This is a genomic window from Bacillus sp. SIMBA_008 (assembly GCF_046535495.1).
GTDB lineage: Bacteria > Bacillota > Bacilli > Bacillales > Bacillaceae > Bacillus > Bacillus subtilis.
In genome coordinates, this window is sequence record NZ_JAWRWL010000003.1 from 644,193 (window position 1) to 665,034 (window position 20,842).

20 protein-coding genes are annotated in these 20,842 nt (G+C 45.5%); 4 read left to right on the forward strand and 16 right to left on the reverse strand.

The features are described 5' to 3' along the window. Window positions 1-37: 37 nt before the first annotated feature. The 9 genes from SB658_RS13870 to spo0F form a co-directional block, all read right to left on the reverse strand. The gene (locus SB658_RS13870; RefSeq protein ID WP_024572668.1) at window positions 38-625 is read right to left on the reverse strand and encodes a thymidine kinase; all 588 of its coding nucleotides are present in this window, start codon (window positions 623-625) and stop codon (window positions 38-40) included. A gap of 88 nt (window positions 626-713) precedes the next feature. After that, entirely contained in the window at window positions 714-914 is a 201-nt protein-coding gene (gene rpmE, locus SB658_RS13875) for a 50S ribosomal protein L31 (RefSeq protein WP_003151132.1), read from the reverse strand. Between the two features lie 118 nt (window positions 915-1,032). After that, window positions 1,033-2,316 carry a transcription termination factor Rho gene (gene rho, locus SB658_RS13880; RefSeq protein ID WP_003221939.1) on the reverse strand — a complete coding sequence of 428 codons (1,284 nt, stop codon included), beginning with the start codon at window positions 2,314-2,316 and terminating at the stop codon, window positions 1,033-1,035. 30 nt (window positions 2,317-2,346) lie between these two features. After that, window positions 2,347-2,508, reverse strand: coding sequence for a hypothetical protein (locus SB658_RS13885; RefSeq protein WP_003227632.1), 162 nt, complete (start codon window positions 2,506-2,508; stop codon window positions 2,347-2,349). Window positions 2,509-2,722: 214 nt separating this feature from the next. Then, the gene (glpX, locus tag SB658_RS13890) at window positions 2,723-3,688 is read right to left on the reverse strand and encodes a class II fructose-bisphosphatase (RefSeq protein ID WP_003242962.1); all 966 of its coding nucleotides are present in this window, start codon (window positions 3,686-3,688) and stop codon (window positions 2,723-2,725) included. Between the two features lie 30 nt (window positions 3,689-3,718). Then, the gene (locus SB658_RS13895; protein ID WP_003227628.1) at window positions 3,719-5,008 is read right to left on the reverse strand and encodes a UDP-N-acetylglucosamine 1-carboxyvinyltransferase; all 1,290 of its coding nucleotides are present in this window, start codon (window positions 5,006-5,008) and stop codon (window positions 3,719-3,721) included. Window positions 5,009-5,386: 378 nt separating this feature from the next. Continuing rightward, a complete protein-coding gene (fsa, locus tag SB658_RS13900; RefSeq protein ID WP_003227626.1) occupies window positions 5,387-6,025 on the reverse strand; it encodes a fructose-6-phosphate aldolase in 639 nt (212 codons plus the stop codon). A gap of 119 nt (window positions 6,026-6,144) precedes the next feature. Beyond that, window positions 6,145-7,002: a class II fructose-bisphosphate aldolase gene (locus SB658_RS13905; RefSeq protein ID WP_003243339.1), complete on the reverse strand. Its 858-nt coding sequence runs from the start codon at window positions 7,000-7,002 to the stop codon at window positions 6,145-6,147. A 180-nt stretch (window positions 7,003-7,182) separates the two neighbouring features. Continuing rightward, complete coding sequence (gene spo0F, locus SB658_RS13910; RefSeq protein ID WP_003227621.1) at window positions 7,183-7,557, reverse strand: sporulation initiation phosphotransferase Spo0F; 375 nt, start codon at window positions 7,555-7,557, stop codon at window positions 7,183-7,185. Window positions 7,558-7,722: 165 nt separating this feature from the next. Here spo0F and SB658_RS13915 point away from each other — a divergent pair, with 165 nt between their 5' ends. Continuing rightward, the gene (locus tag SB658_RS13915; RefSeq protein ID WP_014481199.1) at window positions 7,723-8,244 is read left to right on the forward strand and encodes a DUF2529 domain-containing protein; all 522 of its coding nucleotides are present in this window, start codon (window positions 7,723-7,725) and stop codon (window positions 8,242-8,244) included. Window positions 8,245-8,325: 81 nt separating this feature from the next. On the opposite strand, the gene pyrG is transcribed toward SB658_RS13915, so the two are convergent. From pyrG to SB658_RS13935, 4 genes are all read right to left on the reverse strand, one after another. After that, window positions 8,326-9,933: a glutamine hydrolyzing CTP synthase gene (gene pyrG / locus SB658_RS13920; RefSeq protein ID WP_003227612.1), complete on the reverse strand. Its 1,608-nt coding sequence runs from the start codon at window positions 9,931-9,933 to the stop codon at window positions 8,326-8,328. Between the two features lie 241 nt (window positions 9,934-10,174). After that, window positions 10,175-10,699, reverse strand: coding sequence for a DNA-directed RNA polymerase subunit delta (gene rpoE, locus SB658_RS13925; RefSeq protein ID WP_086344428.1), 525 nt, complete (start codon window positions 10,697-10,699; stop codon window positions 10,175-10,177). Window positions 10,700-10,881: 182 nt separating this feature from the next. Continuing rightward, window positions 10,882-12,021: an acyl-CoA dehydrogenase AcdA gene (acdA, locus tag SB658_RS13930; RefSeq protein WP_086344429.1), complete on the reverse strand. Its 1,140-nt coding sequence runs from the start codon at window positions 12,019-12,021 to the stop codon at window positions 10,882-10,884. After that, window positions 12,018-14,135 (reverse strand): heterodisulfide reductase-related iron-sulfur binding cluster, encoded by a 2,118-nt coding sequence (locus tag SB658_RS13935; RefSeq protein WP_410601776.1) that lies wholly within the window; start codon window positions 14,133-14,135, stop codon window positions 12,018-12,020. The genes acdA and SB658_RS13935 overlap by 4 nt, the downstream gene beginning before the upstream one ends. A gap of 154 nt (window positions 14,136-14,289) precedes the next feature. Here SB658_RS13935 and cls (SB658_RS13940) point away from each other — a divergent pair, with 154 nt between their 5' ends. The 3 genes from cls (SB658_RS13940) (at window position 14,290) to SB658_RS13950 (ending at window position 16,814) form a co-directional block, all read left to right on the forward strand. Beyond that, entirely contained in the window at window positions 14,290-15,486 is a 1,197-nt protein-coding gene (cls, locus tag SB658_RS13940) for a cardiolipin synthase (protein WP_029726068.1), read from the forward strand. A 12-nt stretch (window positions 15,487-15,498) separates the two neighbouring features. After that, window positions 15,499-16,461, forward strand: a complete 963-nt coding sequence (gene uvsE / locus SB658_RS13945) for a UV DNA damage repair endonuclease UvsE (RefSeq protein ID WP_029726069.1) — start codon at window positions 15,499-15,501, stop codon at window positions 16,459-16,461. A gap of 80 nt (window positions 16,462-16,541) precedes the next feature. Next, window positions 16,542-16,814 (forward strand): hypothetical protein, encoded by a 273-nt coding sequence (locus tag SB658_RS13950; protein WP_003227597.1) that lies wholly within the window; start codon window positions 16,542-16,544, stop codon window positions 16,812-16,814. Between the two features lie 41 nt (window positions 16,815-16,855). On the opposite strand, the gene SB658_RS13955 is transcribed toward SB658_RS13950, so the two are convergent. The 3 genes from SB658_RS13955 to cls (SB658_RS13965) form a co-directional block, all read right to left on the reverse strand. Then, the gene (locus tag SB658_RS13955; RefSeq protein WP_029726070.1) at window positions 16,856-17,380 is read right to left on the reverse strand and encodes a dihydrofolate reductase family protein; all 525 of its coding nucleotides are present in this window, start codon (window positions 17,378-17,380) and stop codon (window positions 16,856-16,858) included. A 9-nt stretch (window positions 17,381-17,389) separates the two neighbouring features. Then, window positions 17,390-19,117, reverse strand: a complete 1,728-nt coding sequence (locus SB658_RS13960; RefSeq protein ID WP_029726071.1) for an ABC transporter ATP-binding protein — start codon at window positions 19,115-19,117, stop codon at window positions 17,390-17,392. An 88-nt stretch (window positions 19,118-19,205) separates the two neighbouring features. Continuing rightward, on the reverse strand, window positions 19,206-20,708 hold the full coding sequence (gene cls, locus SB658_RS13965) for a cardiolipin synthase (protein ID WP_003242612.1): 1,503 nt from the start codon (window positions 20,706-20,708) through the stop codon (window positions 19,206-19,208). Window positions 20,709-20,842 lie beyond the last annotated feature (134 nt).

The following is a 20,842-nucleotide window of genomic DNA, read 5'->3' on the forward strand; positions in this document are numbered from 1 at the left end:
TAGCCGGTGCATTCTATCTTTATACCCATGTTTTGGACTATTTTTTAGATTTTCCTGGGACTTCGTGATGATGTCTGCATCTTGCTTCATATGATTCAGATGCACCAACCAAAATGACCGGATCATCGTAAGAAGCAGGTTTGCCGTCAATGAGGCGCTGTGTTCTGCTCGCCGGTGATCCGCAAACAGAACAGACGGCTTGCAGCTTTGTCACACTTTCCGCAATCGCCATGATATTCGGGACGACACCGAACGGCTCTCCCCTAAAATCCATATCAAGGCCTGCTGCTATCACACGGTAGCCTTTATCGGCAAGAGATGATAAAACCTCAACAATTTCCTGATCAAAAAACTGCACTTCATCAACCGCAACCACATCTGTACTTTCACTGATGTGATCCCAAATGTCCGCAGCAGACGAAATGGCATAGCTCGTCATCGATGTTCCATTATGGGAGACAACAGCAGCTTCGCTGTATCGGTTATCAATTACAGGCTTAAATACCCTGACTTCCTGCTTGGCATAAGTTGCTCTCTTCACTCTTCTGATCAGCTCTTCAGATTTCCCTGAGAACATGCTGCCGCAAATCAGCTCAAGCCACCCGCTTTGTTTCATTATGTACATAGGCTTCGCTCCCCTCTCTCTGCCAGCTGTGTTTTAGACAATATAAAAAACAGGCAAGACTGCTGCTTGCCTGTTGAGAAATCTATTATTACTTAAGACCGTATTTTTTGTTAAAGCGATCAACACGACCATCAGCAGAAGCGAATTTTTGACGGCCAGTGTAGAATGGGTGGCATTCAGAGCAAATCTCAACGCGTACCTCTTCTTTTACTGAGCCTGTTTCAAATTCATTTCCGCAAGCGCATTTAACTGTTGCTTTTTTGAAATTAGGATGAATTCCTGCTTTCATTGTATCCATCTCCTTCCGCCCTGAATCCCGTGTGGAAACAGAGTTATTATTTCGGAGCATTGTCCGAAACGCATATGAGAAAATTATATCAGTGATTTACTTCTTTTGCAAATACAATTTACCTTCTTGCAGATGATAGATTTGCCTGTTTCCATTCTTGATTGAGAATATCGAAAAATTCCTGGTTTGTTTTGGTTTTTTTCATTTTTCTCATGAACTTTTCTGCGAAATCAGGTGAATCAGACATCGTTTTGCGGATAGACCATAAACGATCAAGATGCTCTTTAGGCACAAGCAGCTCTTCTTTGCGCGTTCCTGAACGGCGAATATCGATGGCAGGGAAGATGCGGCGCTCGGCAAGAGAGCGGTCAAGATGGAGCTCCATGTTGCCTGTTCCCTTGAATTCTTCATAAATGACATCATCCATACGTGAACCTGTATCGACCAGAGCCGTAGCAAGGATGGTTAAGCTGCCGCCCTCTTCGATATTTCTCGCAGCCCCGAAGAAGCGTTTCGGACGGTGGAACGCCGCTGGGTCAATCCCCCCGGAAAGCGTTCTTCCGCTTGGCGGAATCACTAAGTTGTAGGCGCGGGCAAGCCGTGTGATGCTGTCCATCAGAATAATGACGTCTTTTTTGTGTTCCACGAGACGCATTGCACGTTCAAGCACAAGCTCGGCCACTTTGATATGGTTTTCCGGCACTTCATCAAACGTTGAGCTGACGACATCCCCAGCTACAGAGCGCTCGATATCGGTTACTTCCTCAGGTCTTTCGTCAATTAAAAGCACGATCAGCTCTGCTTCAGGCTGGTTCGCTGTAATGCTGTTGGCAATTTCCTTCAGCAGCATCGTTTTTCCGGCTTTCGGCGGCGCAACAATCAATCCGCGCTGCCCAAATCCAACCGGCGCCATCATGTCCATAATTCTTGTAGACAAGAAGTTCGGCTTTGTTTCAAGCACCATTTGACGATCCGGATAAAGTGGCGTAAGAGCCGGGAAATGCACACGCTCTTTTGCAGATTCGGGATCATCCCCATTTACTGCTTCAACGTGCAAAAGTCCATAGTAACGCTCATTTTCTTTTGGCGGGCGAACCTTGCCAGATACTTTGTCTCCGTTCCGCAAATCGAAACGGCGGATTTGTGAAGCTGAGATGTAAATGTCTTCTGAGCTTGGAGAGTAGTTGATCGGTCTCAGGAAGCCGAAACCTTCAGACTGGATGATCTCAAGAACGCCTTCCATAAACAGCAGATCTTCCTGTTCTGCATTCGCTTTCAGAATGGCGAAAATGAGTTCTTTTTTTGTCAGTTTGCTGTAATAGGAGATTTTATAATGTCTTGCAAGTTCATAAAGCTCTTTCAATTTCATATTTTCCAAAGAGGAAATAGATACGTCTTTCATAAAAACACCACGCTTTTCATAGTCAATATCTTACTCTGAACATGTCATCTGCTGCTTTTGCACAACATCCGCCAAAGCACATTCTTTTTTTAACATAAAGGAACTTCTATCGGTAACACTTCCACCCATGATCGGCGCTTTTGTTAAAAGGATTGTCTTAATGAGTTTTGAAGGAAGCGAGGACAAAAACATGAGAAGATCAATACTTATATCGTCTGTATGCGGTAGAAATTGAAACTTTCCTAGTGCTTAAAAGAAGGTATTACGCAGTAAAATTCGCAGCACTCTTTATTTTTACCTTATTTCAAAAAATTATTCAACTGAAATAAGGTTTTGACACGGAATTGATAGAGTTGACGCTTTTCTGCAAAAGTTAAAGCGGGCTCACACCCGCTTTTTCTGTTTGTTATGGACGGATTACAAGATTTGGTTTCTTTTTCAAGCTGTGTCTGCCGTCAACGAAACGAACAGTGCCCGATTTTGCACGGATAACTAAGCTTTCAGTTGTACCGACAGAGCCTTTGAATTGAACTCCTTTTAACAGCTCGCCGTCAGTAACCCCTGTAGCTGCAAAAATCGCGTCATCACCCTTCACAAGGTCTTCCATGCGAAGGACTTTGCTTAAATCAAGGCCCATTTTGTGACAGCGAGTGATTTCTTCTTCGCTTTGCGGAAGAAGTTTACCAATGATTTCTCCGCCGAGTGCTTTTAGCGCAACAGCGGAAAGCACACCCTCAGGAGCGCCGCCTGATCCGAACAGGATATCAACGCCCGTGTGGTCGAAAGCCGTGTTGATGGCGCCTGCGACATCGCCGTCATTGATCAATTTGATTCTGGCGCCGGCCTCACGAAGCTCGGAAATGATTTTTGCGTGTCTTTCACGGTTTAAAATTGTGGCAACGACGTCCTCAACGTCCTTGTTTTTCGCTTTTGCCACCGCTTTAAGATTGTCAATGACAGGTGCTTCGATGTCAATGCAGCCCACCGCTTCCGGACCGACTGCGATTTTTTGCATATACATGTCAGGAGCATTCAGCAGAGTGCCGTGGTCTGCGACCGCGATCACCGTCAGCGCGTTCCAGCCGCCGCTTGCTAAGATGTTTGTGCCTTCAAGAGGGTCAACTGCGACATCAACGCGAGGTCCGTACCCGTTTCCGAGTTTTTCCCCGATATACAGCATTGGCGCTTCGTCCATTTCCCCTTCACCGATTACAACGGTCCCTTTCATCGGCACTGTATCAAAAACGTCTCTCATTGCACTTGTTGCCGCTTCATCAGCCTCATCTTTTTTTCCCCGGCCCATCCATCTTGCTGATGCCAATGCCGCAGCTTCGGTCACACGTACCAATTCCATTGATAAACTTCTTTCCATTTCAACACGATCTCCTCTCACAAGAAACCATTATGAATTTTGAAGCTGTTCTATTTCTTCGTCAGTCATTCTTTCACGCCAAATTGTCGCTCCAAGCCCCTCAAGCTTCTTCTCAAGGCTGCTGTATCCGCGGTCAATATGCTCCAGTCCCGTAATTTCCGTGACGCCATCAGCCATTAGTCCGGCTACCACCAAGCAGGCTCCGGCACGCAGATCACTCGCCTTCACTTTTGCGCCTTGAAGCTCGACAGGACCTGTGATGATGGCAGATCTGCCTTCTACTTTCATATTGGCACCCATTCGTCTCAGCTCATCAATGTGCTTGAATCTTGCCGAGTAGATGGTGTCTGTGACGACACTCGTCCCTTTCGCCCTTGTCAGGAGCGCCGTCATCGGCTGCTGTAAATCAGTCGGAAACCCCGGGTATACGAGGGTTTTGACGTCAACCGGCTTTAAGTTCTTCTGCCCGCCGACAATGAGGAGCTGGTCGTCACTTGTTTCGATATGATAGCCCATTTCTCTCAGCTTTGCCGTTAACGACTCAAGATGAGTGGGGATGACGTTATCGATAATGACTTCCTTGCCCATTGCAGCCCCTGCAATCATAAATGTCCCGGCTTCAATTCTGTCCGGAATGATCGTATGCTTGCAGCCGTGCAGTTCCTTCACGCCGTCGATTCGAATCACATTGGTACCCGCACCTTTGATTTTGGCGCCCATGCTGGTAAGCAATGTCGCGACGTCAATGATCTCAGGCTCCTTGGCAGCGTTTTCGATGATCGTTTTCCCTTCTGCCAAAACAGCGGCAAGCATAATGTTAATCGTTGCCCCAACGCTTACGACATCTAAATAAATCCTTGCGCCTCTCAGCCTTTCAGCTCGCAAATAAATGGCGCCTTGTTCATTGGTTACTTCAGCTCCGAGTGCTTCAAAGCCTTTGATATGCTGATCAATCGGACGGGGCCCTAAGTGACAGCCGCCAGGCAATCCAATGACCGCCTGCTTGAAGCGGCCGAGCATCGCCCCCATTAAATAATATGACGCGCGAAGCTTTTTTACTTTCCCGTTAGGAAGCGGCATGCTGATCATCGACGTAGGGTCAACAACCATTTCCCCATTCTCAAAATGCACGTTGCCGCCAATTTCCTTTAACAGGTCACGCAGCGTTTCAATATCTGAAATCTCTGGAAGCCCTTCAATTGTCACCTCGGAATTTGCCAAAATGGTTGCAGGTATTAACGCAACAGCGCTGTTTTTAGCGCCGCTGATATGTACTGTACCGTTTAACGAGTCACCGCCGGCAATATTCAACTTTTCCATGATAGTCTCCTTCCATAAGAAGATAGCTGCGGAGCTAAATAAAATGTCATTTTATTCTGTCTCTGCAAATAAAGCTCATGTCCAAAATCTAGCCAATTCGAAGAGAAAGAATACAACACATTGTAAAATATCAGGAAGAAAATAGCGAAGCTTTGGGGGGTACAGGTTTCAAAAGATGCACAGAGACCCGCCGGCTCGAGAGACATCGTCGTCATCCGGCAAAAGCAGTACGCATACCCTTCATTCCGATATCAGCTTCTGCAGCCCAATGATTCCTTCTCTGTAAAGCGGCGTCAGCATCTGAAGATCCGCTGTATCAGGTCGGTGAAATACAAAGGCCGCGGCAAACAGGCATAAAGCTGTTTGCCGCCCCTTTCATTATTTGTTCCAGTCTGCCAGGAATTGTTCGATTCCTTTGTCTGTTAATGGGTGCTTCGTGAGCGCATGAATGACTTTCAGCGGCATTGTGCCGATATGAGCCCCTCTAAGAGCAGCTTCTGTCACGTGCTGCGGATGGCGGATTGACGCTGCAATGATTTGCGTGTCAAGGCCGTGAATGTCAAAAATCTGTTTAACTTCTGAAATCAAGTCAAGCCCGTTGTGGCCGATGTCATCTAAACGTCCCAGGAATGGAGATACATATGTTGCCCCCGCTCTGGCAGCAAGAAGCGCCTGGTTGGCATTGAAGATCAATGTAACGTTTGTTTTGATGCCTAAGTCAGTAAGTGCTCTTACCGCTTTTAAACCGTCAGACGTCATTGGGATTTTCACCGTAATGTTCGGAGCGATCTTCGCCAGTTCTTTTCCTTCCTCGATCATTTCCTCAGCTTTCAAAGAAATAACCTCTGCGCTTACAGACCCTTTCACGACGTCTGTGATCTCGCGAAGACGGTCGTGGAATGATACGTTAGCTTCCTTTGCTACTAAACTAGGATTCGTCGTTACACCGGCGAGAATTCCTAATTCATTCGCTTCTCTAATTTCATCGATATTGGCTGTATCAACAAAGAATAACATTTTCAAAAAGCCTCCCTGATTAAGAAATTTTCTGAACTGTGAATATGATTGCGCTTTCTAAAGATAGACGGAAAACCGCCTGTCAAGCTGTCAGGCGGCTATAAAAAGTTCCAATTGAATTAAGCTTGGTTTGAAGAACCAAATTCACGCATTTTACCGATAACTGTTTCTTTGATCGCTTCACGAGCTGGTCCAAGGTATTTACGTGGATCGTACTCGTCAGGCTTAGCTGCCAATGTTTCGCGAACAGCTTTTGCAGAAGAAATTTGGTTTTCAGTATTCACGTTGATTTTAGCTGTACCAAGTGAAATTGATTTTTTGATGTCAGCAGTCGGAATTCCAGTACCGCCGTGAAGAACTAGCGGAAGACCAGTTGATTTTCCGATCTCTTCCATTTCTTTGAAGCCAAGGTTTGGCTCACCTTTGTAAGGGCCGTGAACAGAACCTAATGCAGGTGCAAGGCAGTCGATGCCAGTGCGCTCAACAAGCTCTTGGCACTCTTTAGGATCAGCGTAGATTACGCCTTCAGCGATAACGTCATCTTCTTGTCCGCCTACTGTTCCAAGCTCAGCTTCTACAGATACTCCGTGGAAATGAGCAAGCTCAACAACTTTAGCAGTTGTTGCTACGTTTTCTTCAAATGGATGGTGAGAAGCGTCGATCATTACAGATGTGAAACCTGCATGAATCGCTTTCGCACAAGATTCAAAGCTTGAACCATGGTCTAAGTGAATCGCAACAGGAACTGTCACTTTGTACTCTTCCATAAGTGCTTTTACCATAGCAACGACTGTTTTGAAGCCGCCCATGTAGCGTCCCGCACCTTCGGAAACACCAAGGATCACTGGAGATTTTTCTTCTTCAGCTGCTTGTAAAATCGCTTGAGTAAACTCAAGGTTGTTTAAGTTAAATTGTCCTACAGCGTACCCTTTTTCTTTAGCTGTATTCAACATTTCCGTCATAGAAACTAAAGGCATGTCGAATGTCCTCCTTATGTAGCCTGATTGTCTTCTAGCGAAAAAAGCTTTCCACCCTAGCATGACCCATATATTGCTGTCATATGTAAATACTCAGATCGCTTTTTCTCCATAACTAGGATACCAACTTTTCGACAAATCGGCAACATAATGACATGATTCATTTGTTTCTTCTTTTTGTCAGTTAGACTTCAGGGGCAGATATTTTTTGACGGCGTCTCTGATTTCGTCGATGTCAAACGGCTTGGCAAAGTGCGTCAGAGCGCCCAATTCCTTCGATTCCTGGATCATGTCGAGCTCTCCGTATGCCGTCATGATAATGACCCGGATGTTTTCGTCAATGACCTTCATCCGTTTTAAGATTTCGATTCCGTCCATGCCGGGAATTTTCATGTCCAAAAGCACAAGGTCGGGCCGTTCTTTTGTCACAATGTCAAGCGCCTGCAGGCCGTTCGCAGCCTGAAACGTCTGGTAGCCTTCTTTATTGAACACTTCATTTAGCAAAATACGAATGCCGTATTGATCATCAACGATTAAAATTTTTTCATTCATCATTTTACACCCCAATATTATGATTTTCGTCAAAAGTAAGCAGTATTGTATGTATTCTGTTTGATTTTCCTATTTCCTTTAATTATAATAGTCTACTTTACGACATTTTCTGAGCATTTTCTCTTTTGTTGTATACTGATATTGTACGTTATAAAGGAGGATTCACTTATGTTGAAAATATTCACGACGCAGTTAACAGGTATTTTTTCCCGCATTCAGGATAAGGAATCTGACGCGATTGAAGATGGGGCGCGGCTGCTTGCTCAAGCGGTGATCAGCGGGCATTCCATTTATTTATACGGAGCAAATGAGCTGCAGGGCGTCTTTTTTGAGGCCACTGAAAGCAAAGAACCCTTCCCATCTGTCAAAGCCTTTCCAGAAAGCGCTGAGGAAGTGACAGAAAGCGACAGGGTGCTGATGTTTTGCTCAGGGACGGGCACAGCCGAAGAACAGGCGCTCGCAAAAGAGCTTTATGAAAAAGGTGCGGGAGTCGTATGCGTATCGCCCGCAGCCAAAGACAGTGCGGGAATAGAACAGTATTGTGATGTGCATATTGATTCTAAATTAAAAATGCCGCTTGTTCCGGATGAAGACGGCACCCGTTACGGGTTTCCCTCTTTAATGACAGCACTGTATGTCTATCACGCTTTATCGTTTACACTAAAAGAAATTCTGCAAGAGTATGCATAATATCTTATTGTACATGCTGGAACTTGCCGGAAACAAATAAAAAAGACTTGCCCGCTTTTGACAAACGGCAAGTCTTTTTTATTACTTCTGATTTGCAGCTTCGACAGACGCTCCGATAAAGCCTTTGAATAGAGGCTGAGGTCTTGTCGGTCTTGACTTGAACTCTGGGTGGAACTGAGAAGCTACGAACCAAGGGTGGTCTTTCAGCTCGATGATTTCAACAAGGCGTCCATCAGGGCTTGTGCCTGAGAATACGAAGCCTTGCTCTTCCATTTGCTGTCTGAATTCATTGTTAAACTCATAGCGGTGGCGGTGGCGCTCGTACACCACTTCATCCTGATACACTTCAAAGGCTTTCGTGCCTTCTTCAAGCTTACAAGGGTAAAGGCCGAGACGAAGCGTTCCCCCAAGATCCTCCACATCCTTTTGTTCAGGAAGAAGATCAATGATCGGGTATTGAGTTGACGGATCAATTTCCGCTGAGTGGGCACCTTTTAAGCCCAATACGTTTCGTGCGTATTCAATAGACGCCACCTGCATGCCCAAGCAAATGCCCAAGAACGGAATGTTGTTTTCGCGCGCGTATTTTGTCGCGACGATTTTACCTTCAACACCGCGGTCTCCGAATCCGCCCGGCACAATGATACCGTCTGTTCCGCTTGTGAGTTCTGCGATATTGTTTTCTGTCACTTCTTCCGCGTTGATCCATTTCACTTTTACATCTGTGTCAAACGCATAGCCCGCATGGCGGAGAGACTCGACAACAGAAATGTATGCGTCAGGAAGCTCAACGTATTTGCCGACAAGGCCGATTGTAATCGTTTGAGACAGGTTGCTGACTTTGTTAACAAGCTCTTTCCATTCGGACATTTCCGCTTCTTTGCATGCCAATTTCATGTGCTCGCAAACAAGCTTATCAAGCCCTTGTTTTTGAAGCTCCAGCGGAATGGAGTAAAGGTTGTCCGCATCTTCACATTCAATAACCGCTTTTGTATCGATGTCACAGAAAAGCGCGATTTTATCTTTCATATCTTGAGAAATCGGCATTTCTGTACGAACGACGATGATGTTTGGCTGAATGCCCAAGCTGCGCAATTCTTTTACGCTGTGCTGTGTCGGTTTTGTTTTTAATTCGCCAGCAGCTTTAATGTAAGGTACGAGCGTACAGTGGATGTACATTACGTTTTCACGGCCGATGTCGCTCTTCATTTGGCGGATCGCTTCAAGGAATGGCAGTGATTCGATGTCTCCGACAGTACCGCCGATTTCTGTAATGACAACATCTGCGTTTGTCTCTTTCCCTGCGCGGTAAACACGGTCTTTCAATTCGTTTGTGATGTGCGGAATGACCTGTACGGTTCCGCCAAGGTAATCTCCGCGGCGTTCTTTTTTAAGAACTGTTGAATAGATTTTACCTGTTGTCACGTTGCTGAATTTATTCAGGTTAATGTCGATAAAACGCTCATAGTGACCAAGGTCCAAGTCTGTTTCAGCGCCGTCATCCGTTACGAATACTTCACCGTGCTGGTACGGGCTCATTGTTCCCGGGTCAACGTTGATGTATGGATCGAATTTCTGAATCGTCACGTTCAGTCCGCGGTTTTTCAGCAAACGCCCTAATGAAGCTGCTACAATACCCTTTCCAAGCGAGGATACAACTCCCCCGGTTACAAAAATATATTTCGTCATTTCGTTTGCTCCTCTCTTCGCTCTTAGCTACATTTTTAAAATGTACTATTTTATAAAAAATCATTTAGCCTTTTAAATGATTTATAAGAAAAATGAGGGGTGAAAATAAGAAAGCTCCCTTTCAATTTCTTGAAAGGGAGCATAACGTACTATGTTCTCTCTTCGTTTTTGAAGAGCCCAAAATACATACTACATAGTTCGACTATGAAAGTCAAGATCGTTTTGAAGATGAAATCTGATACTATTTAATTTCCTCTTCTTCATCATCATAGTCTTCATCATCTTCATCAACAATATCTTCTTCGATCTCAAGATCGTCGTCGTCGTCTTCGTCAAGATCTTCATCGTCAAAATCGTCGGCTTCAAGATCGAGTTCTTCCTCAACTTCATCCAAATCAAGGTCATCTTCGTCGATCTCTTCAAACTCGTCAAGATCAAGATCTTCTTCGACTGCTTTCTTCGCTTTTTTCTTTTTCGCCTTGACTGTCGGCTGAGTTTCTTCATCAAGCTGATCATACGGATACCAGCTGCGAAGCCCCCACGTCTGGTCAGAAAGCGCCAGGAAGCGGCCGTCAATGTTTAAATCTGTATAAAATTGAGCGATGCGGTCTCCAAGCTCTTCTTTTTTCACGCCGAGCAAAGATGCGATTTCATTTAAAAGCTCCTGAAAAGGAACTGGTTTTTTATGTTCTTCAAATAATTCGTGAGCGATTTCAACTAAAGCCATTTCCTTTAGCTCTTCCTGTGAATATTGTTTGATACCCAAGGTCGGACACTCCCTTTCTATTACTTATATGTATCTGTTTTATCAATAATGAAAGCGATTTTGTATCGTTCTTATACAAACCATACCTCTCATTATAAACAAAATAAAACAGAATATGCTACCCTTAACAGCGTTAATTTAAATAATTTTACAAGAGTGATCCGACTGAGAGATGTTTTCCGTTAATCCGCGAGCATTCTGGAGATGACCAGTCTTTGAATTTCTTGAGTGCCTTCATAGATTTGCGTGATTTTTGCATCACGCATATAGCGTTCTACCGGATAATCTTTTGTATAGCCGTAGCCGCCGAAAATCTGCACGGCTTCGGTCGTTACCTTCATCGCCGTATCCCCAGCCATCAGCTTGGACATGGCGGAAGCTTTTCCATATGGAAGACCCGATGATTCTAACCACGCAGCCTGATAGGTCAATAGCCTTGAAGCTTCTATCATTGTCGCCATATCCGCGAGTTTAAAAGCGATGCCCTGCTGCTCGCCGATCGTTTTTCCGAATTGCTTTCGCTCTTTTGCATATTGAAGCGCCGCATCAAGCGCTCCTTGGGCGATGCCTACGGCTTGTGCAGCTATGCCGTTTCTGCCTCCGTCAAGCGTCTTCATCGCGATTTTGAAGCCTTCTCCTTCTTGTCCGAGACGCTTTGATACGGGCACTACACAATCTTCGAACATGATTTCCGTTGTCGGTGAAGAACGGATGCCCAGCTTCTTTTCTTTCTTGCCTGTAAAAAATCCTTCAAAATCCTTTTCTACTATAAAAGCGGTAATGCCTTTTTTCTTTTTCTCGGGATCGGTGACGGCAAAAACAATGTAAATATCAGCAACGCCGCCGTTTGTGATAAACACTTTGGAACCATTTAACACATAGTCATCGCCGATTCGTTCAGCAGTTGTTTTCATGCTGCCGGCGTCAGAGCCAGACCGTGCTTCGGTCAAAGCGAATGCGCCGATTTTCTCTCCGAGGGCCAGCTGTGTTAAGTACTCTGTCTTCTGTTCCTCCGTTCCAAAGGCAAACAGCGGCCAGCTGCAAAGAGAGATATGGGCGGAAAGCGTCACACCGGTGGATGCGCACACTTTTGACAGCTCCTCCACCGCGATGACGTAGGCCAAATAGTCACTTCCGATTCCGCCGTAATCTTCAGGCCATGGAATTCCCGTCAGCCCCAGATTTGCCATTTCCCGAAACAGCTCGCGATCGAAGCGTTCTTGTTCGTCCCGTTCTGCCGCTGTCGGGGCCACCTCATGCTTCGCAAAATCGCGCACCAATTTTCGTATCATCTGGTGTTCTTCTGATAATGAAAAATTCATTGCTTCTCCCCCATTTTCAGATCAGCGCCTAAAACGGATTGAGCCAGAAGCTCGACTATGTCATACGTTTTGACTTGGTCTTCAGCTTCCTTCGCCTTTGTGCCGTCCCCAAGCATTGTGAGACAGTACGGACAGCCGGAACTGATCACCGATGGGTTGACTGCGAGCGCTTGCTCTGTCCTGGCGACGTTAATCCTGTTGCCTGTTTCTTCCTCCATCCACATTAATCCCCCGCCAGCTCCGCAGCACATGCCGGTTTCCCGGTTTCTCTCCATTTCAACAAGCTGCACGCCCGGAATGGCTTTCAAAATCTCTCTCGGCGGATCATAAACTTCATTGTATCGGCCCAAATAGCACGAATCATGGAAGGTAATCTTCTCATGAAGCGGGTGCTGCGGCTTTAATTTTCCGTTTTTTACAAGCTCGGCCAGCACTTCTGTATGATGATAAACCTCGCCTTCAAATCCGAAATCCGGATATTCATTTTTAAATAAATTGTATGCATGGGGATCGATCGTAACGATTTTTTTGACATCATTTTTTTCAAATTCAGAAATATTCTTCTCAGCCAGCTCTTGGAACAAAAATTCATTTCCGAGACGGCGCGGCGTGTCTCCTGAATTTTTTTCTTTATTGCCGAGAATCGCGAAGGACACGCCCGCGTGATTGAGCAGCTTGGCAAAGGAAATTGCGATTTTCTGGCTTCTGTTGTCGTAAGACCCCATGGAGCCTACCCAGAAAAGGTACTCAAATTCTTTTCCTTCTTTTTTCATTTCTTTTACAGTCGGAATCTCAGCATCCGGCGCCTCGTCACGCCAATTTTCACGTTCCTTACGGTTGAGTCCCCACGGATTCCCCTGCCGCTCAATACTTGTCATTGCGCGCTGGGCGTCACTGTCCATTTTTCCTTCTGTCAGTACGAGGTAGCGGCGGAGATCGATGATTTTATCCACGTGCTCATTCATGACCGGGCATTGATCCTCACAGTTTCGGCAAGTGGTGCATGCCCAAATTTCTTCCTCTGTGATGACGTCGCCGATCAAGCTTGGATTGTAATCAAGCGCCGCTGCGGCTTCCTGCGATCCGCTGCCCGCTGACGAAGCAGCCAGCTGATTGCCTCTCGTATGCCGAAACGCTGCTGCGGGCACCCATGGGGAGCGCGAGGTGACGGCAGCGCCTTTTTCCGTGAGATGGTCTCTGAGACGCAAAATCAAGTCCATCGGAGAAAGCATTTTTCCGGTGCCTGTTGCAGGACACATATTTGTACAGCGGCCGCACTCGACACACGCGTACAGATCAAGCAGCTGAGACCGTCTGAAATCCTCAATTTTTCCCGCTCCGTAGCTTTCTTTCGTTTCGTCGGTAAAATCAATTTTTTCAAGTTTTCCGGCAGATTCCATTCGATTGAAAAAGACGTTTGCCGGGCCGGCGATTAAATGGGCATGCTTCGACTGAGGCACGTACACTAAAAAGCTAAGCAAGAACAGAAGATGGATCCACCATGCGATATAGAAAATCACCGCCGCGCCTGTTTTCCCGACACCGCTAAGCATAAACGCAATACCTGAGGCAATTGGCTCGCTCCAAGAAAGCCCATGCTCATGCCAAATCAGATTCATCCCGTTCCCAAGCAGAACGGTCAGCATTAATCCTCCGATAAAAATGAGAACGAGTCCGGCTTTGAAACCGCGTTTCAGCCTCACGAGCTTTTCGATATAACGTCTGTAGAATGCCCACCCAACAGCAATTAAAATGAGAAACGTAACAATTTCCTGAAAAAAGGTGAAGGCGGGATAGACCGGGCCAAGCGGCAGATTCCGGCCGGGAGCCAGTCCTTTGATGATAAAGTCAATTGCTCCGAACTGAACCAATATAAATCCGTAGAAAAACATGACGTGAATGATTCCGCTTTTCTTGTCCTTGAGCAGTTTTTTCTGTCCGAATACATTCACCCATATGGCGTGAAGCCTTTCCTTGAACCGTTGATCAAATTGTTCTTTCTGGCCGAGCTTGATGTAGGCCAGTCTCGTTTTGACCAAGTACACAAACAAATAGACAGCGTAAGCGGTTACAATCAGAAATAATAATGCATTTGCGATGAGAAAGCCGCTCATTCCAATTCCCCCTTTTTACTGATAAAGACCGCGATCCCCTACCCCCGAATCTGTATAAGATTATCTTTATGATAAATAATGAATGAGTGTTCAGTCAATAATTAAATTCCTGCTGTTCGGGCACACTACCTTTACTACGGAAAGGAGTGCCGGTATGAAGGTATTTATCGTGATTATGATCATTGTCGTTATTTTCTTTGCCTTGATTCTGCTTGATATCTTCATGGGCCGTGCCGGATACAGAAAAAAGGCGTACGAGCCTGTTTTTTCAAAAAAGAAGAGTGACATCGAATTGATCCACTGCGGCGCTGATCTCGTTGAGCGGATGATGAATGATATTCGCCAGGCCGCCTCTTCTGTTCACATGATGTTTTTTATTATGAAAAATGATGATGTCAGCCACAATATGTATACCTTGCTGAAAACAAAAGCCCAAGCTGGCGTATCCGTTTATTTGCTTCTGGATTGGGCGGGCTGCCGGGCAATTAAAAAAACGGCGCTGCAGACGATGAAAAATGCCGGCGTCCATGTCCATGTGATGAATCGTCCCCGTTTTCCTTTTTTCTTTTTTCACATGCAAAAACGGAATCACCGGAAGATTACGGTGATAGACGGAAAAATCGGTTATATCGGCGGATTTAATATCGCCGAAGAATATCTTGGAAAGAAGGCGAAGTTCGGCAATTGGGAGGATTATCATCTGCGCATGATGGGAGAAGGCGTACATGATCTTCAAACGCTTTTTGCTTCTGATCTAAAACGTAATACCGGAATCGTTCTGGGTTCGGATGTTTGGCCAAAGCTTCAGCAAGGGGCTATTTCTCACAAGATATATGCGACCGACGGTTATTCCCTTGAAAACATATACTTGGCCAACATTGCACAAGCGAAGAATCGCCTTACGGTTTGCACGCCTTATTACATTCCATCAAAACCGCTTCAAGAGGCCCTTATTAATGCAAGAAAAAACGGCGTATCCGTGAGAATCATTGTACCGATGAAATCAGACCATCCGCTGGTACGAGAAGCAGCTTTTACGTATTATTCGGAGCTCTTGGATGCCGGCTGTCTTATTTATCGTTATTATCAAGGATTTTATCATGTAAAAGCCCTCATCATAGACGACCATCTCAGCATAATCGGAACAGCCAACTTCGATAAACGGAGCCTGTTTTTAAATGAAGAGGTGAATGTCGAAATTGATGACGAAGCGTTTACAAGTGAAGTCTATGCCACGATTGAGGAGGATATGAAAAAGTCGGAGCTGCTGACGATGGAGGATTTCAGCAAGCGCACATTCAGGCAGCGCCCGGCGGAATGGCTCGGCAGGGCATTATCTTATTTCTTATAAAGGAGAGTTCCTATGATTTTCAGATTCGGGTTCGTTTCAAATGCGATGAGCCTTTGGGATGCGTCTCCCGCTAAAACATTGACATTCGCGCGTTATTCAAAGCTTTCAAAGACTGAAAGAAAAGAAGCGCTTCTGACTGTGACAAAAGCCAATTTGCGTAATACGATGAGAACCCTTCACTATATCATCGGCCACGGCATTCCTTTGTACCGTTTTTCCAGTTCGATTGTGCCGCTGGCTACGCATCCCGACGTGATGTGGGATTTTGTAACACCGTTTCAAAAAGAGTTTCGGGAGATTGGAGAGCTTGTTAAAACACATCAACTGCGAACAAGCTTTCATCCAAATCAATTCACTCTGTTTACGAGCCCGAAGGAATCCCTCACAAAAAATGCGGTAACCGATATGGCGTATCACTACCGCATGCTTGAGGCCATGGGCATTGCTGATCGCTCCGTTATCAACATTCATATTGGCGGCGCTTACGGAAATAAAGACACCGCCACTGCACAATTTCATCAAAATATAAAACAGCTGCCGCAGGAGATCAAAGATCGGATGACACTTGAAAATGATGATAAAACATATACAACGGAAGAAACGCTTCAGGTCTGTGAGCAGGAGGATGTTCCGTTTGTCTTTGACTTTCATCATTTTTACGCCAATCCAGACGATCACGCCGACCTGAATGTAGCACTGCCCCGCATGATCAAAACGTGGGAGCGGATCGGCCTTCAGCCAAAGGTTCACTTGTCTTCCCCAAAATCGGAGCAAGCGATACGCAGCCACGCCGATTATGTTGACGCCAACTTTTTGCTGCCGCTGTTGGAACGCTTTAGGCAATGGGGAACGAATATTGATTTCATGATTGAAGCAAAGCAGAAAGACAAGGCGCTTCTCCGCTTGATGGATGAATTAAGCTCCATCCGCGGTGTCAAACGCATCGGGGGCGGTGCGCTGCAATGGAAGTCATAAATGTGCAAAAATAGGTTTACGACTTGTCAGCTTTGGGAACTTAGGCTATATAAGACAACAATCGATGGAGGAGAAAGATCATGAAAAATATCAAGTCTCTGAAAGTAGCCGCACAGGCCTTTACTTTAAGAAATTTGATTCATCTTTATAAAATGTGCCATTCCGGAAGCCACGAGGTTTATATTTATTCAAAGAAAACGATGTGCAAAATCAAAAGCTTAATTGAGCTTGAAACGTTCCGCATGGCTCATAATGAAAAGGAATATCTGATCGTAGTTGAAGGAACAAAAGCATCACAGCTCATTGAAAAATTCCAAAATCTCATCGAGCCTGCTGAGAGAGAAGCGCTCTAACTTACATACAAAAAAGGATAGACATCTGTCTATCCTTTTTCTTATGCTCTTACATAATGGAGCTGAACCGCTTGTCCAAATTGTTTTGTCCCTTTTAACCGCAGTTTTGTTTCATTTGTTAGTTCGTGAAACAGCGGGATGCCGCTTCCTAAAACGACGGGAATAACAGTGATGATGAATTCGTCGATGGCATCTTCTTTCATAAAGGCATTCACAAGCTCTGCCCCGCCAGCTATCCAGATGTTTGAGCCTTTTTCCTGTTTCAAACGGGCAGTGAAGGCTCTGGCTCCCTCATTGATAAACGTCACATGTTCATCTTGATAACTGTCGGGCGATCCTGTAAAAACATAGCAGGTTTTATCCTGATACGGGAAAACCGGTGTTAGCACTTTAACGTGCTCATATGTGCTCCGCCCTAGAATGACTGTATCAACAGTCTGATAAAAATCACTGTAGCCGTTGTCACCTTCACCTTCAAATTCATCCAGCCAATCGATGCTTCCATCTTCTTTTGCGATCATCCAGTCCAATGAAACAGCAATGTACAGCACAGTTTTTCTTTCCATGTTCTCCTCCTATCGATGCACCATTTGCCCGAATTGCGCTTGATGCAGCCTGCTGTATAGGCCTCCGGCTTCGATCAGGTCTTGATGACGGCCTTGTTCTTCAATACCGTTGTTTGTGACGACTACAATTCTGTCCGCGTCTTTGATCGTCGCCAGCCTGTGGGCGATGACAAGCGTCGTGCGCCCCTCAGACAACTCTTGAAGCGCCTTTTGGATCGCCGCTTCCGTCTCTGTATCAAGAGCTGAGGTGGCTTCGTCGAGAATCAAGATCGACGGATTTTTCAAGAACATCCTTGCAATTGACAGACGCTGTTTTTGCCCGCCGGAAAGCTTCACGCCGCGTTCGCCAATCATAGTATTCAACCCATCGGGCATGTTATGGACGAGCTCTTCCAGATGCGCCTGCTTCACAGCTTGCCAAATGTCTTCTTCTGATGCGCCTAGTCGGCCGTAGGCGATATTTTCTCTAAGCGTGCCCGAGAATAAGAAAACGTCCTGCTGCACGACTCCAATCTGCCCGCGCAACGAAGAAAGCGTCATGTCTTTTATACTGATGCCGTCAATCGTAATGTCGCCCTCTGATGCTTCATAAAAACGCGGAAGCAGACTGCAAAGCGTTGATTTCCCCGCACCTGACGGACCGACGAACGCCACCGTTTCCCCCGCTTGAATGGATAGGTTGATGTCATTGAGGACATTGTGATGGTCATCATAGCCAAACGAAACATGTTTATAGCGGATATTGCCCTTCAGGCCGGAAACATCTTTCGCATCAGGCGAGTCCTGAATATCCGGCTCTGTCTCCATGAGCTCCATATAGCTTTTGAAACCCGCGATCCCCCTCGGATACATTTCGATAATGGCATTAATTTTGTCAATAGGCCTGAACAGCACATTCGTCAGGAGCACAAACGCCACAAATTCCCCGTACGATAAGGAGCCGCGAATGACAAACCACGTCCCGCACAAAAGGACAAACAGCGTGACAAACCGGGTCAGCATATAGCTGATTGAACCGTTTTTCGCCATGATTTTGTAGGAAGAAAGCTTTGTGACACGAAAACGCTGGTTATTGACGGCGAAACGTTCTTTTTCAAACGCTTCATTTCCGAACGCCTGCACAAGCCGGATGCCGCCGATGTTATTTTCTACACGCGCGCTGAAGTCTCCGATATCCTTGTTCAGCGTGGTAAATGCTTTGGTCATTTTTTTGTTGAAATAAAGCGCTAGCCAAATGACGATCGGCATAATGATAAACGTTAATAAAGCAAGCTGCCAGTTAATAAACAGCATCACTCCGAACGCCCCGAGAATGGTCATGACCGCAATGAATAAGTCTTCCGGACCGTGATGGGCGACTTCACCGATATACATTAAATCGTTCGTGAGCTTCGACATCAGCGTTCCCGTCTTGTTGTTGTCGTAAAATTTGAACGAGAGCTTTTGCAAATGGTCAAAAAGCGACTTTCTCATATCAGTCTCAATATTGATACCAAGCATGTGTCCCCAGTAGGTCACGATATACTGAAGAGCCGAGCTGAGCGCGTACACCGCAAATAACCCGATTGAGGTCGCGATGATAAGTCCCCAGTCCCTGCCCGGCAGCAAGGTATCAATAAAATAATTGACGATCAAAGGAAAACTCAGCTCCATTAAACCTCCCGCGATCGCTGAGAAAAAGTCGAGAAAGAACAACGTTTTATATGGTTTATAATATGAAAAAAATTGCCGCAGCACCCTATCTTCCCCCAATGTATAAATAACTGATAATATTTCTCAATTATACTATACACGGGCTGTTTTGAAAGATCAGATTTCTTTTTTCTTACAGAACACCTGAAAACAGGCGGGCAAATGACTCTTTTGTCCGGTCAGCCACGCCTCTTTTATAAAAGCCGACAGGGCTGAGCTTTTCACTTTCCTGCATATCTTCTTCAAAATGGGCCTCAAGGGTTCGGATCGCTTCGGCATCCGTGAAGAACACATTCACTTCAAAGTTGAGCTGAAAGCTGCGCATGTCCATATTCGCGGTACCGACGGAGGCGAGATCGCCATCAATGATCATGACTTTTTGATGCATGAAGCCTTTTTGGTAGGAGTACACTTCAATGCCCTCAAGGAGCAGCTCCGGGAAATAGGACCTCGACGCGTATTGGGTCAAAAAGCTGTCGTTCTTCTCCGGCACCATAACCCTTACCTCTACCCCCTTTGTCGCCGCTGCTTTTAGCGCCGTGCGAATGGATTCATTGGGGACAAAATAGGGCGTGGCGATCCATATTGATTTCTGCGCTGAAGAAATCATTTCATAATAAAGATCGCTCATGCTTTCCTTCATGTCAGGGCCTGTCGCGACAATTTGATAAATGCCTCCTCCTTCCACGGGAACCGGGGTATTGTACTCCTCTTGATCAATTAACACTTCATTGGAGACGTATTCCCAATCCAGCATAAAGATAGCGTGGAGCGTTTGCACAATTTCCCCCTCAAGCCGCAGGTGTGTATCTCTCCAAAATCCGATGTACGGATCTCTGCTGATATATTCCTTCCCAACATTTAATCCACCCACAAAACCGGTTTTCCCATCGATGATCACGATTTTCCGGTGATTTCTGAAATTCAGCTTCTGGTTGAAAAACCCGTATTTCAGCGGAGAAAACGGGACGATGTCCACCCCCGCTTGTTTCATTCTCATAATATCTCTTCTTGCTAGCTTCATGCTTCCTGCCGCATCGTATAAAAACCTCACCTCGACACCCTGGCGCGCTTTCTCCATCATAATATCCATCATGCCGCGTCCGAGCATGTCTGATTTAAACATGTAGTATTCAATATGTATGTAAGATTCCGCTTTTCTCATTGCTTTGAAAATGTCCGGGAAGGTTTCTTCGCCGTTTTTCAGCACTTTGATGTTGCTTTTCGTATTGATATTCATATGGGCAGCCCTGATGGAATATGTAAAGAACCTCTCTTGATTGTCCTTCAGCCCTGTCACTTCGGGCGTTTCCTCCTTGTCAAACAGCTTCCTGAGCTTTTCCCTGTTGTACATTCGTTTTGTCTTAAACAGCTTTCCCTTTACATAAAGCTGTCCCGAAAACAGATAAAACACGTAGCCGACAATTGGAAAAAAGACAAGAATATGGATCCATAGCAGCGTGTGCTGCGAGGTGCGGTTTTCAAGAATTAATGAATAGATGCTGAACAAAATAATGCTTATATAGCAAAGCAATCCTCCGTAAAACTCAAGCCTGGAAACCGGAAAAAACCAAATGACATATGCCCCGATGAGCATCATATATAAAAAGAAAAATTCCAGTCTCCTTTTCAGCATCCTGATTCTCTCCAATCTGATTCAATTACCTCTGTATTACCTCTTTTTTCTAATCGATAAACCTTGTAAGTAAAAAACCTCTCCGCCAAAAGAGGAGAGGTTTAGAGAAAACTAACTGTCACGGAATTCATCCG